This is a genomic window from Streptomyces sp. NPDC042259, from assembly GCF_055582085.1.
Genome location: NZ_JBVJDW010000004.1, coordinates 475006 through 487871 on the forward strand (window position 1 = coordinate 475006; position 12866 = coordinate 487871).

Annotated in this window: 9 protein-coding genes; 4 read left to right on the forward strand and 5 right to left on the reverse strand. The window is 71.3% G+C overall.

Annotated features, from left to right (window positions below; all coding sequences use genetic code 11):
• The first annotated feature begins 88 nt into the window (after nucleotides 1-88).
• Both mca and ACZ6MA_RS14375 read left to right on the forward strand, forming a co-directional pair.
• Nucleotides 89-958, forward strand: coding sequence for a mycothiol conjugate amidase Mca (mca, locus tag ACZ6MA_RS14370; RefSeq protein ID WP_469433725.1), 870 nt, complete (start codon nucleotides 89-91; stop codon nucleotides 956-958).
• A gap of 4 nt (nucleotides 959-962) precedes the next feature.
• Nucleotides 963-1256 carry a hypothetical protein gene (locus tag ACZ6MA_RS14375; protein ID WP_469433727.1) on the forward strand — a complete coding sequence of 98 codons (294 nt, stop codon included), beginning with the start codon at nucleotides 963-965 and terminating at the stop codon, nucleotides 1254-1256.
• A gap of 256 nt (nucleotides 1257-1512) precedes the next feature.
• Here ACZ6MA_RS14375 and ACZ6MA_RS14380 read toward each other — a convergent pair whose 3' ends face one another.
• The gene (locus ACZ6MA_RS14380) at nucleotides 1513-4875 is read right to left on the reverse strand and encodes a tetratricopeptide repeat protein (protein WP_469433729.1); all 3363 of its coding nucleotides are present in this window, start codon (nucleotides 4873-4875) and stop codon (nucleotides 1513-1515) included.
• A 172-nt stretch (nucleotides 4876-5047) separates the two neighbouring features.
• On the opposite strand from ACZ6MA_RS14380, the gene ACZ6MA_RS14385 reads away from it, so the two are divergent.
• Nucleotides 5048-7138: a thioredoxin domain-containing protein gene (locus tag ACZ6MA_RS14385; RefSeq protein WP_469433730.1), complete on the forward strand. Its 2091-nt coding sequence runs from the start codon at nucleotides 5048-5050 to the stop codon at nucleotides 7136-7138.
• Between the two features lie 19 nt (nucleotides 7139-7157).
• Here ACZ6MA_RS14385 and ACZ6MA_RS14390 read toward each other — a convergent pair whose 3' ends face one another.
• Both ACZ6MA_RS14390 and trhA read right to left on the reverse strand, forming a co-directional pair.
• A complete protein-coding gene (locus ACZ6MA_RS14390) occupies nucleotides 7158-7790 on the reverse strand; it encodes a TetR/AcrR family transcriptional regulator (protein ID WP_469433732.1) in 633 nt (210 codons plus the stop codon).
• 379 nt (nucleotides 7791-8169) lie between these two features.
• Nucleotides 8170-8904, reverse strand: coding sequence for a PAQR family membrane homeostasis protein TrhA (trhA, locus tag ACZ6MA_RS14395; RefSeq protein WP_469433733.1), 735 nt, complete (start codon nucleotides 8902-8904; stop codon nucleotides 8170-8172).
• Nucleotides 8905-9177: 273 nt separating this feature from the next.
• On the opposite strand from trhA, the gene ACZ6MA_RS14400 reads away from it, so the two are divergent.
• The gene (locus ACZ6MA_RS14400; RefSeq protein ID WP_469433735.1) at nucleotides 9178-10998 is read left to right on the forward strand and encodes a phosphoenolpyruvate carboxykinase (GTP); all 1821 of its coding nucleotides are present in this window, start codon (nucleotides 9178-9180) and stop codon (nucleotides 10996-10998) included.
• Nucleotides 10999-11118: 120 nt separating this feature from the next.
• On the opposite strand, the gene ACZ6MA_RS14405 is transcribed toward ACZ6MA_RS14400, so the two are convergent.
• Both ACZ6MA_RS14405 and ACZ6MA_RS14410 read right to left on the reverse strand, forming a co-directional pair.
• The gene (locus ACZ6MA_RS14405) at nucleotides 11119-11544 is read right to left on the reverse strand and encodes an SCO4983 family protein (RefSeq protein ID WP_469433737.1); all 426 of its coding nucleotides are present in this window, start codon (nucleotides 11542-11544) and stop codon (nucleotides 11119-11121) included.
• Between the two features lie 105 nt (nucleotides 11545-11649).
• Nucleotides 11650-12861 carry a pyridoxal phosphate-dependent aminotransferase gene (locus ACZ6MA_RS14410; protein ID WP_469433738.1) on the reverse strand — a complete coding sequence of 404 codons (1212 nt, stop codon included), beginning with the start codon at nucleotides 12859-12861 and terminating at the stop codon, nucleotides 11650-11652.
• Between the last annotated feature and the right edge of the window lie 5 nt (nucleotides 12862-12866).

A 12866-nucleotide genomic window follows, 5' to 3' on the forward strand; every position in this document is an offset into this window, starting at 1 on the left:
AGACCGGTAGTGGAACCCGGAATGAATCGACCCCTGCTTCGGTCACTATAGGAGGCGTCTCCCGTGACCAGTGACTGAGGATCGAGCCTTGACTGAGCAGCTCCGACTGATGGCCGTTCACGCCCACCCCGACGACGAGTCGAGCAAGGGCGCGGCCACGATGGCCAAGTACGTGTCCGAGGGGGTGGACGTGCTGGTCGCCACCTGCACGGGTGGTGAGCGTGGCTCCATCCTGAACCCCAAGCTCCAAGGCGATGCCTACATCGAGGAGCACATCCACGAGGTCCGCGCCAAGGAGATGGCGGAAGCGCGCGACATCCTCGGCGTCAAGCAGGAGTGGCTGGGCTTCGTCGACTCCGGGCTGCCCGAGGGCGACCCGCTGCCGCCGCTGCCCGAGGGCTGCTTCGCGCTCCAGGACGTCGAGGAGGCGACCGGCGCGCTGGTCAAGCTGATCCGCGAGTTCAAGCCGCACGTGATCACCACGTACGACGAGAACGGCGGCTACCCGCACCCCGACCACATCATGACCCACAAGATCTCGGTGCTCGCCTTCGAGACGGCCGGTGACCCCTCCCGCTACCCCGAGGCCGGCGAGCCCTGGCAGCCGCTGAAGCTCTACTACAACCAGGGCTTCAACCGGCAGCGCACCCTGGCGCTCCACGAGGCGCTGCTGGCGCGCGGCATGGAGTCCCCGTACGGGGAGTGGCTGGAGCGCTGGCTCACGGCCGGCCGTGAGCGCACTTTGACCACGTTCGTCCCGTGCGGTGACTTCTTCGAGATCCGTGACAAGGCGCTGATCGCGCACGCCACGCAGATCGACCCGGACGGCGGCTGGTTCCGCGTGCCGCTGGACCTCCAGCGGGAGGTCTGGCCGACCGAGGAATACGAGCTGGCGCAGTCCCGCGTCGGCACGTCCCTCCCCGAGGACGACCTCTTCGCGGGCATCCGCAACAATTGACCCCATGATGAGCGCGACCGCTTCCCTCGCCGTCACCCACCTGGTGCCGTTCGCCGCTGATGACCTGGACAAGAACAAGGTCACTCCCGGTGTGCTCGGTTTCATCGTCTTCGCCCTCATCGGCGGTGCCGTATGGCTGCTGATGAAGAGCATGAACAAGCACATGAAGAAGGTGGACTTCGAGGAGACCCCGGCGAGCCCGGACCAGGGTGGTGCGGGGCGGGGCGGCAACACCGCCCGGACCACCGCCACCGACAGCCCCAAGGGCGCCGTGCCCGAGGGCAAGCCCGCCACCTGACCGGCGGGCACGGCCGGCCCGGCCGGTGAGACCGGTCGCCCGAACGGGCGACCGCTTGACCACCGGGTGAGGCCGGCGTGCCCGACGGGCGGGCCCTGGCGGGCGGCCGGCCCCCTGACGTTCGGGGCCGCCCCCCGGCGTGACGCTCCGGCCTGCCCTAAAGGCGCCTCGGGCCTGGGCCGTACGACGGTCGGCCAACGGCTGTCGATGACTGTCTGACGGCTGTCTGACGGTCGCGCGACCTGCCGCGGGAGGCTCAGGCCTCCCGGGGCAGCACCGCCATGACCTCGCGGGCCCGGCGGTTCGGCACCATGCCGAGCCGCCATGCCTGCCACCCCGTTTCCGGCGGGGAACCTCTCCGCAGCATCAGGGCGTACGCCTCCGCGTAGTCCTCCAGAGCCGGGTCGCCCGCCCAGTCCGCGTCCCGCAGCTCCCGCTGCAGCGCGGCCAGCTCCTCCTCGGCGACCGCCGCCCCCACCACCGCGCCTCCCGGCGAGGCGTACGGCAGCAGCGTGCAGCGCAGGAACCGGGCCCAGCTCCCACCGCGCCGGTCGCCGTACCCCGCGAAGAGTCCTGCCGCCTCCTCGAGCAGCGGCAGGGCCTGCACCGTCCGGCCATTGCCCGCGTCGACCACCGCCAGCTCCACACAGGACCACGCCTCGCCGTGCGGGACCCCCAGGCGCCGGAAGTCCGCCCGGGCGTCCTGCAGCAACTGCCGCGCGAATCCGCTGTTGCGCAGGCTCCCCGTCTGCGCCGCCCGCTGATCACGGGTGACCCGGCCCGAGTGATGCCGGGCGCAGGCCAGCCCGTACCCGTCCCGCATGCGGTTGAACATCGTGCGCGCCCGCTCCAGGGACCGCACGGCCGCTGCCTGGTCCCCGCACTCCTCCAGCGACTGGCCCAGGTAGTACAGCGACCAGGCCTCGCCGCGCGCGTCCTCGTTCTCCCGGTGACGGGCCGTCGCCCGCCGCAGTTGGTCCGCCGCCCTGGCCGGATCCCCGGCCACCAGGCGGGCCCGCGCCAGCTGGGTCAGCGCCCAGGCCTCACCTCGGCTGTCGCGCGTCCGCCCGTAGCTCTCCAGGGCCTCGCGGAGTTCCGCCTCCGCGCGCGACACCTGCCCCATGCGCAGCCGCACCTGGCCGAGCTGGAAGTGCGCCCACGCCTGACCGTGCACGCTCTCGCTCCGCCGGTGCAGCTCCAGCGCCTCGGTCAGCAGCTCCAGCGCTTGCGCTATCCGCGCCCGGTCCCGCTCGACGGCCGCCAGGGCGTGCATGGTCCAGGCCCGGTCCCCGCTCAGCTCCGGCGCCACCTGGAGATCGAGCGCCTCCCGGAGCTTCACCGCCGCCTCCTGGAGATTGCCCTGATGCTGCAAGGTGACGCCCAGGTCACGCAGTGCCCGGGCGGCACCCGCCGGATGCCGGGCGTCGAAGTACAGATCGACGACGGACGACAGGGTCGTACGGGACTTGTCCAGCTCGCCCAGCTGCCGGGCCGCGATACCCGTGCGCCACTGCACCGACCGTGACAGCAGGCCCCGGTCCGCGGCCTGTGTCAGCTCACTCAACTCGCCCAGTCGGTAGAGATCGCCACGCAGCAGGCAGTAGTCGCACAGGGCGCCCAGCAGATGCAGCACCGCCGCCTGGTCGACGCCCTCCGCGTGGCGCAGCGCCGCGGTGATGAAACTCGACTCGTCGTCCAGCCAGCGCAGCGCCGCGGCCAGCGAGGCGAAGCCGTGGCCCCCGGCGGCGCCCTGGGTGAACATGTCCGCCCGGGTCGAGGTCTTTCCGTCGACCATGCGGATCACCGTGTCGGCCAGCTCCGCGTAGCTGCGGATCAGCCTCTCCTGAGCCGCAGCCCGCGCCTCGGGTGCCTCCTCGGCGAGCAGTCTGGTCTGTGCGAAGTCCCGGACGAGATCGTGCATCCGGTACCGGTTGGCGCGTACGTTCTCGATCAGCCCGGCCCGGGCGAGTGCCGCCAGCTGATGCGCCGCCTCCTGCTCGTCGGTCGCCAGCAGTGCCGCCGCCGCGGCCGCCCCGAGCGAGGCCCGCCCCGCCAGCGCCAGCCGCCGCAGCAGCCGGCGGGCGCTGTCCTCCAGGTCGGCGTAGCGCAGGCGCAGGGCCCGCTCCACCGGATCGGCCGTTTCGTCCGCCTCCAGTGCCGCCTCCAGGTCCGCCGCCAGCGCCCGCGGGCTGCGGACCCCCAGCGCGGAGCCGGCCACGCGCAGGGCGAGCGGCAGCCCGCCGCACAGCTCCCGCACCCGCGCCATGGCCTTCTCGTCGTCCGGTCCCGCGGCATCCGGTCCCCCGGCGTCCGGGCCGGGGTGCTCCCCCGACCCGTCCGAGCCGCCCGGCGCGGGGGCCGGGGGAGATGCCTCGGCCGCCGTACGCAGCAGCTCCTCCGCGCCCGTCTCGTCCAGCGGCTCGACCGACAGCTCGTGCACCCAGGCCACCAGGTCCGGGGGCAGGGGCAGCGGCGCGCGGGCCGTGATCAGGACCAGACTGTCGGAGCGCTCCGGGATCAAGGTGCGGACCTGCTCCGCGTCCGAGGCGTCCTCCAGGACCACCGTCACCGGCAGCCCGGTCAGGTGCCGGTGGTAGAGCTCGGACAACCGCCGCAGATGCCGCTCCTGCGGCGAGCGCTCCCGGAACAGCAGTTGATCACGCGGCGCGCCCAGCCTGTTGAGCAGATGGAGCAGTGCGTCCCGCGTCGGCAGGGGCGGCGCGCCCTGGACGTCCCCGCGCAGGTCCACCACGCACGCGCCCCGGAACTGGTCGCGCAGATGGTGGGCGGCCCGCACCGCGAGCGTCGAACGGCCCGACCCGGGCGGCCCGTGCAGCAGGACGACCGTCGGTCTGGTCTCCGTGCTCGCCCGCGCCTGATGGACCCACTGGGCGATCTGCGCGATCTGTGCCCTGCGCCCCGCGAACAGGCCGTCCGGGGCCGGGAGGTGGTCGAAGGACTGCTCCAGCACGCTGCGCCGCAGGGCGGCCGCGCTGCGGTCCGTTCCCCGTCGCAGCGGGTCATGGCCCACGGGGTCCGGGCCGGACTGCCCGACCGTGCCATGAGCGCGCGTGGCCGCCGACAGGATGCGCTGCTGGTCCAGGAACGGGCGGATACCCCGCACCTCCACCGCCGTCAGCCACTGCAGACGCAACTGCTCGGCCCCGCCGGGCTGCCCCCGCAGCCCCGCCCGCCGGTGCGCGGCCGGCCAGTGCCCGGCCGTCAGCTTGAGCAGGGTGGCGGCCGAACCGGCCACCGCCACCAGGGCACCCGCGCCGAGCGCGGCCCCGGCCGGGCTTCCGTGCGCCAGGTCGGCACCGAATGCTGTCACCGCCGCCACGGCCGTGACCAGCAGCGGAGTGCTGAGCGAGGCGCGGGAGAGACGAGTCGTCAGCGGACGTGCCGACATCGCCTCCTCGTCGAGGGCGCGCACATACGCGCCGTACTCCTCGGCCGCCGTGGCCGCTATGGCGGTGAGCTCCTCACGCGCCCGGCGCAGCAGCACCACACCATCGGCCCGGCCACCCGAACGGCGCACCTCCTCCTCGACGGCGCGCCCCAACAAGCCCTCGATATCCGTGCGGTGGATCTCTCGCAGTACGGCCAGCGAACCCGGCATGTGGTTCCCCCTCCACCAGCGATTGCTCTGTGTCCCACGTGGCCTCACGTGTCCGCCCCAAGTGTTCCGGCTGGGCAAGATTTCCGGCAGCCCTGTGGATAACCGGAGGGCCGCGCTTGCCGCGCCTGTGGATAACTCACCATCGGGCTCGGGTTGGGGTAAGGATGGGGTCATGCCGAACCGCCTGGCGCATGAGACGTCCCCGTATCTCCTCCAGCACGCGCAGAATCCGGTCGACTGGTGGCCCTGGTCCCCCGAGGCCTTCGACGAGGCCCGGCGCCGTGGTGTGCCCGTGCTGCTGAGCGTCGGGTATTCGAGCTGCCACTGGTGCCATGTCATGGCCCACGAATCGTTCGAGGACGAGCCGACCGCGGGCTTCCTCAACGAGCACTTCGTGTCCGTCAAGGTCGACCGCGAGGAGCGGCCGGACATCGACGCCGTGTACATGGAGGCCGTCCAGGCCGCCACCGGGCAGGGCGGCTGGCCGATGACGGTCTTCCTCACCCCCGAGGCCGAGCCCTTCTACTTCGGCACCTACTTCCCGCCCGCCCCCAAGCACGGCATGCCCTCGTTCCGGCAGGTGCTGGAGGGGGTCAAGGTCGCCTGGACCGACCGCCGCGAAGAGGTCGGGGAGGTCGCCGGCCGTATCGTGCGGGATCTGTCCGAGCGCACCCTGGCCTTCGGGGTGCCGACGTCGGAGGACGGGGGCCCGGCCGCCCCGCAGCCGCCCACCGTCGAAGACCCGCACCGGGCGCTGATGGCGCTGACCCGCGACTTCGACGCCGTACGCGGAGGCTTCGGAGGTGCGCCCAAATTCCCGCCGTCCATGACGCTGGAGTTCCTGCTGCGCCACCACGCCCGCACCGGTTCGGCGGCCGCCCTGCAAATGGCGCAGGCCACCTGCGAGGCGATGGCCCGCGGCGGGATCTACGACCAGCTCGGCGGGGGTTTCGCGCGGTATTCCGTCGACGCCTCGTGGGTCGTACCGCACTTCGAGAAGATGCTGTACGACAACGCCCTGCTGTGCCGGGTCTACGCCCATCTGTGGCGTACCACCGGCTCCGAACTCGCCCGGCGGGTGGCGCTGGAGACGGCCGACTTCCTCGTGCGTGAGATGCGCACCGAACAGGGCGGCTTCGCCTCCGCGCTGGACGCCGACAGCGCGGTGCCGGGCGACGCGAGCGGCAAGCACGTCGAGGGCGCCTACTACGTCTGGACCCCCGATCAACTGCGGGACGTGCTGGGCGAGCAGGACGCGGCGCTCGCCGCCGCCCATTTCGGGGTCACCGAGGACGGCACGTTCGAGGAGGGCGCCTCCGTGCTGCGGCTTCCCGACACCGAGCGGCTCATGGAAGCGGGGAAGGTCGCCTCCGTACGCGCCCGGCTGCTCGCGGCGCGCGAGGAGCGGCCGCGCCCCGGCCGTGACGACAAGGTCGTGGCCGCCTGGGACGGGCTGGCCATCGCCGCCCTCGCCGAGACCGGCGCCTACTTCGACCGCCCCGACCTCGTCCAGGCCGCGACGGACGCCGCGGACCTGCTCGTACGCACCCATATGGACTGGCAGGGGCGGCTGTTCCGCACCTCCCTCGACGGCGTGGCGGGCTCCCACGCCGGCGTCCTGGAGGACTACGCCGACGTCGCCGAGGGCTTCCTCGCGCTCTCCGGCGTCACCGGGGAAGGGGTGTGGGTCGACTTCGCGGGGCTGCTCCTGGACACCGTCCTGGTCCACTTCACCGCCCCGAACGGCACGCTGTACGACACCGCCGACGACGCCGAGGCCCTCATCCGACGCCCGCAGGACCCCACGGACAATGCCACGCCCTCCGGGTGGACGGCCGCCGCCGGGGCGTTGCTGTCCTACGCCGCCTACACCGGCAGCTCCGCGCACCGGGAGGCGGCGGAGCGCGCGCTCGGTGTGGTGCGGGTGCTGGGCCCCAAGGCCCCACGCTTCATCAGTTGGGGCCTGGCCGTCACGGAGGCGCTGCTGGACGGGCCCCGGGAGGTTGCCGTCGTCGGCCCGCACGACCACCCGGCCACCGGCGCACTGCACCGCACCGCCCTGCTGGCCACGGCACCCGGCCTGGTCGTCGCCGTGGGCGAGCCGCCGTCGGGCGCCGGCGAGGAGCAGGTGGAGGTACCGCTGCTGGCCGGCCGTTCGCTCGTCGACGCCCGTCCGGCCGCCTATGTGTGCCGCCACTTCACCTGCGACGCGCCGACGACCGACCCGAAGGACCTGGAGGAGCGGCTGGCAGGACAGGACTGAGGGCCCGCGGGAGGGGACGTCAGAGGGTCAGGCCGCGGGCCAGGACGTCCAGGCTCCGGCCGATGATCGGCATCAGGTCGGCACCCTGGCCGCGGTCGACCCAGGTCATCATGGCCTCCTGTATCGCCGCGAGGATCGCGACGGCGGCCACCCGCAACTCCAGGTCGTCCGCCGGGCGCCCCGTACGCTCCGCCAGGACGGCGCGGAGCACGCGGGACGATTCCGCCGCCCCCTCCGCCGTTCTGCCGCGCAGCGCCGGGACCGCCCGGACGAGTCTGGTGCGCTGCACGAGTTCGGTGAAGTCGTTCTCCATGGTGTGCCGCAGGGAGTCCATGACGCCCTGTCGGACGGCCTCCAGGGGTGGTTCGTGCGCCGGCCGGGCCCTGATCGCGGCTGCCATGACGCGGTCGTACTCGTCGGCGAGGACGAGGTCTTCCTTGGTCGGGAAGTACCGGAACACGGTGCTGGGCGAGACGTCGGCGGCCTCCGCGATCTGGTCGACCGGGGTCGCGTCGTACCCCTGCCGCTCGAAGAGCCGGTAGGCGGCGCGGCGGATCGCCTGCCGGGTCTGGATCTTCTTCCGCTCGCGCAGCCCGAGCCTGGGCTGGGGCTGGGCCGCGGATGATGTCTGAGCTGAGGCCATGGAGAGCATTCTCAGGCATGTGTGTTTTGCGGAACGACATCGCCCGCACGCGGGAGTTGGCGTGGAAAGAGGGCGACTTCCAAAAGCGTGCGGCCCTCAATCGTCCGGTCTTGATGGCACGCTGATGCCCAGGGGGGTGTGTCACGTTCAGTGGTGGGCAAGGCTTGGCTCAGTGAGGAACGGAGGGGACATGCTGGTAGGTGCTATCGCAAAGCTGTTCGCCACGGTGGTCGCGGCGTTATGCGTCGGAGGCTTCCTGGTCGGGGGTGAGGTCGCGGTGCTGTCCGTGGTCCTGGCCGGAATAGGGGCCCTGACATGGCGAGTGGCCGTGGCGTCGAGGCCACGGCCACCGCGAAGAAGCCGTCGGGCGCGTGTCGCGCCGGGTGTCTCAGGCGTGCGAATAGGCCACCAGGGAGATGCCCACATAGTGCACGGCGAAGGCCGCCAGGGTCAGTGAGTGGAAGACCTCGTGGAAGCCGAACCACCGCGGTGAGGGATTGGGCCGCTTGATGCCGTAGATCACGCCGCCCGCGCTGTAGAGCAGGCCGCCGACGATCACGCAGACGAGTACGGCGACACCGCCCTTGTGCAGGAAGTCGGGGAGGAAGAAGACGGCGGCCCAGCCCATGGCGATGTAGCAGGGCGTGTAGAGCCAGCGCGGGGCGCCGACCCAGAAGACCCGGAAGACGATGCCGGCCACGGCGGCCGCCCAGACCGCCCACAGCAGCGCCTGCCCCCGGCCGCCGGGCACCAGCAGCATGGTCAGCGGCGTATAGGTGCCCGCGATGATCAGGAAGATGTTCGCGTGGTCGAGGCGCCGCAGTACGGCGTTGACGCGCGGGCTCCAGTCGCCCCGGTGATAGAGCGCGCTGATGCCGAACAGCAGGCACGCGGTGAGGATGTAGACCGCACAGGCGATCCGGCCGCGGGTGCTGTCGGCCAGGGCGGTCAGGAAGACGCCGGCGACCAGAACGGCGGGGAACATCCCGGCGTGCAGCCAGCCGCGCAGTCGCGGCTTGACGGAATTCACCGGATCCGGAGGCGTGCCGTCGGGGGGTGCGACGGTCGCGGCGCCGGCGGGAGCGGGGGGAGCGCTGTGCGCTGCGTCGGGCGCGGATGTCATGCCCGACATGCTACCTACGCCACCGTAGGTTACGGACCGGTATCACGTGGCGATGGTCACGGGGGTGCCCCCTGGACAGAACGGAAGAGGAGTCGGATGATCAAATGAGTGCGGGCGGCACCGGATGAGCGGTCACGAAGCGTCTGGGTCGCAGCCCCCAAGGGGCATCCATCACGAAGCGGACTTCGCCGGCAGAACGGCAACAGGGCAAGGTCCGTTCCACCCTCAACATCTGACGCCGGGCACCGCGGGTTCCGGCGGGACGGAGCGATCGTGGCGCGCAGCAATGCGGCTCCCACCAGCCTCACCAACCACCAGGAACTGATCTCCTGGGTCGACGAGATCGCCGCCCTCACCGAGCCGGCCCAGGTGGTCTGGTGCGACGGTTCCGAAGCCGAGTACGAGCGCCTGTGCGAGGAGCTCGTCGCCAAGGGCACCTTCAAGAAGCTCGACCCGGTCAAGCGCCCGAACTCCTACTACGCCGCCTCCGACCCCAGCGACGTGGCACGTGTCGAGGACCGCACCTTCATCTGCTCCGAGAAGGAGGAGGACGCGGGCCCGACCAACCACTGGAAGGCCCCGGCCGAGATGCGGGAGATCTTCTCGGGTGAGGAGGGCATCTTCCGCGGCTCGATGCGTGGCCGCACCATGTATGTCGTGCCGTTCTGCATGGGCCCGCTCGGCTCGCCGCTGTCCGCGATCGGCGTCGAGATCACCGACTCGGCGTACGTCGCCGTCTCGATGCGCACCATGACCCGGATGGGCCGCCCCGTCCTCGACGAGCTGGGCTCCGACGGCTTCTTCGTCAAGGCGGTGCACACCCTCGGTGCCCCGCTGGCCGAGGGCGAGACCGACGTCCCGTGGCCGTGCAACAGCACCAAGTACATCTCGCACTTCCCCGAGGACCGCGAGATCTGGTCCTACGGCTCCGGCTACGGCGGCAACGCCCTGCTGGGCAAGAAGTGCTACGCCCTGCGCATCGCCTCCGTCATGGCCCGCGACGAGGGCTGGCTGGCTGAGCACATGCTCATCCTCAAGCTCACCCCGCCCGTCGGTGAGTCCAAGTACGTCGCCGCCGCGTTCCCGTCCGCCTGCGGCAAGACCAACCTCGCCATGCTGGAGCCGACCATCTCCGGCTGGACCGTGGAGACCATCGGCGACGACATCGCCTGGATGCGCTTCGGCGAGGACGGCCGCCTGTACGCCATCAACCCCGAAGCCGGCTTCTTCGGCGTCGCTCCCGGTACCGGTGAGGCCACCAACGCCAACGCCATGAAGACCCTCTGGGGCAACTCGGTCTTCACCAACGTCGCCCTCACCGACGACAACGACGTCTGGTGGGAGGGCATGACGGAGGAGCAGCCCGCACATCTGACGGACTGGAAGGGCAACGACTGGACCCCGGCCTCCGGAACCCCGGCCGCCCACCCCAACGCCCGCTTCACCACCCCGGCCTCCCAGTGCCCGATCATCGCGCCCGAGTGGGAGGACCCCAAGGGCGTGCCGATCTCGGCGATCCTCTTCGGCGGCCGCCGCGCCTCGGCCGTGCCGCTGGTGACCGAGTCCTTCGACTGGCAGCACGGTGTCTTCCTCGGGGCCAACGTCGCCTCCGAGAAGACCGCCGCCGCCGAGGGCAAGGTCGGCGAGCTGCGCCGCGACCCGTTCGCCATGCTGCCCTTCTGCGGGTACAACATGGGCGACTACATGGGCCACTGGCTCAAGGTCGGAAAGGACAAGGACCAGGCGAAGCTCCCGAAGATCTACTACGTCAACTGGTTCCGCAAGGACGCGGAGGGCCGCTTCGTGTGGCCCGGCTTCGGCGAGAACGGCCGGGTGCTGAAGTGGATCGTGGAGCGCCTGGAAGGCAAGGCGGAAGGGGTCGAGACGCCGATCGGCGTGCTGCCGACGCGTGCGGCGCTCGACACCGACGGTCTGGACATCGCCGACGCCGACCTCGATCTGCTGCTCACGGTCGACAAGGAGGTGTGGCGCGAGGAGGCGGCGCTCGTGCCCGAGCACCTCAACACCTTCGGTGACCACACCCCGGCGGAGCTGTGGGACGAGTACCGCGCGCTGGTCCAGCGCCTGGGCTGACCGGCCGCTTTCCGCGCACGCCGCGAGTTTCCGTGGGCCCGGTCCGACCTGTCTCGGACCGGGCCCACGGGCGTGCGCGGGACCGGCGAGGCGGACGAGACCGGCGAGACGGAGTGGGCGTCAGGCGGCTTCGGAGATGCCCAGTACGGCGGCGTGGGCGCGCAGCCGCTCGGCGGCCAGCGCCGAGCCGCCGACGTCACCGCGCGAGGTGGCGACCACCAGCGCCTGCCCGGCGAGGGTGTGCGCGCGCTGGTGCAGCGAGGCGACCCGGGAGGCCGTCCGGGCGGCGGTGCCCGCCGACGGTGCGGCCCGCAGGGGCGCATGGCCGCCGCTGAGCCGCGCCACCCGCTCAGTGAGCCGGTGCGCGGCGTCGTCCAGCGAGGCGTCGGGCGTGAGCGCGCGCAGCTCGTCGGTGACGGTCAGCAGTGCGGTCAGATGCCCCGCCAGCCGTATGTCCAGCTCCTCCTCACGGGAGCGGTGCGGGCCGCGCCTCACACGGGTCTCGGCCATGGTGTGGACCGATTTGGTACGGATCGGCTCGTACATGGATGGCCTCCTGAACGGTCTCAGAAGGCCATCCTAACTTAGACGGCGTCTAAAGTTGTTTCGCTTACAGATCGGATGTGGGGCGCGGCACGCCGTGACCGGCGGTCACGGCTGGCTGTAGCCGTCCAGGAAGGTGCCGATCCGGGTGACCGCTTCCGCCAGATCCTTCGCGTTCGGCAGGGTGACCAGCCGGAAGTGGTCCGGCTCCGGCCAGTTGAAGCCCGTGCCGTGCACAACCATGATCTTTTCGGCCCGGAGCAGGTCCAGGACCATCTGCCGGTCGTCCTTGATCTTGTAGACCTTCGGGTCGAGCCTCGGGAAGGCGTACAGCGCGCCCTTGGGCTTGACGCAGCTGACGCCCGGGATCTGGCTCAGCAGCTCGTACGCCACGTCGCGCTGCTCCAGCAGCCGGCCGCCCGGCAGCACCAGGTCGTTGATCGACTGCCGGCCGCCGAGGGCCGTGGCCACCGCGTGCTGCGCGGGCATGTTCGCGCACAACCGCATGTTCGCCAGGATCGTCAGGCCCTCGATGTAGCTGTCGGCGTGTGCCTTCGGGCCGCAGACCGCCATCCAGCCGCTGCGGTACCCCGCCACCCGGTAGGACTTGGACAGCCCGTTGAAGGTCAGCGTCAGCAGGTCGGGGGCGATCGCGGCGGTCGGCGTGTGGGTCACACCGTCGTAGAGGATCTTGTCGTAGATCTCGTCGGAGCAGACGATCAGATTGTGGCGACGGGCGATCTCGGTGAGGCCGCGCAGCATCTCGTCGTCGTAGACGGCGCCCGTCGGGTTGTTCGGGTTGATGATGACGATGGCCTTGGTGCGGTCGGTGACCTTGCGCTCGATGTCGGCGAGGTCCGGCATCCAGTCCGACTGCTCGTCGCAGCGGTAGTGCACCGCCGTGCCGCCCGCCAGGGACACCGAGGCGGTCCACAGCGGGTAGTCCGGGGCGGGGACGAGCACCTCGTCGCCGTCGTCGAGCAGCGCCTGCATCGACATCTGGATCAGCTCGGAGACACCGTTGCCGAGGTAGACGTCCTCGACGGACAGCTCGATGCCCCTGGTCTCGTAGTGCTGCACCACCGCGCGCCGGGCCGAGAGCAGCCCCTTGGCGTCGCCGTAGCCGTGCGCGTCGCCCACGTTGCGCAGCATGTCCTCGAGGATCTCCGGCGGGCACTCGAACCCGAAGATCGCGGGGTTGCCGGTGTTGAGCTTGAGGATGCGGTGACCTGCCGCCTCCAGCCGCATGGCCTCCTCGAGCACCGGGCCACGGATTTCGTAGCAGACGTTTGCGAGCTTCGTTGACTGGATCACCTGCATGACGG

Coding starts and splice junctions, on each gene's coding strand:
- ACZ6MA_RS14375 (WP_469433727.1), top strand. CDS start 963: ATGATGAGCGCGACCGCTTCCCTCGCCGTCACCCACCTGGTGCCGTTC.
- ACZ6MA_RS14380 (WP_469433729.1), bottom strand. CDS start 4,875: ATGCCGGGTTCGCTGGCCGTACTGCGAGAGATCCACCGCACGGATATC.
- ACZ6MA_RS14385 (WP_469433730.1), top strand. CDS start 5,048: ATGCCGAACCGCCTGGCGCATGAGACGTCCCCGTATCTCCTCCAGCAC.
- ACZ6MA_RS14390 (WP_469433732.1), bottom strand. CDS start 7,790: ATGCTCTCCATGGCCTCAGCTCAGACATCATCCGCGGCCCAGCCCCAG.
- trhA (WP_469433733.1), bottom strand. CDS start 8,904: ATGACATCCGCGCCCGACGCAGCGCACAGCGCTCCCCCCGCTCCCGCC.
- ACZ6MA_RS14405 (WP_469433737.1), bottom strand. CDS start 11,544: ATGTACGAGCCGATCCGTACCAAATCGGTCCACACCATGGCCGAGACC.
- ACZ6MA_RS14410 (WP_469433738.1), bottom strand. CDS start 12,861: ATGCAGGTGATCCAGTCAACGAAGCTCGCAAACGTCTGCTACGAAATC.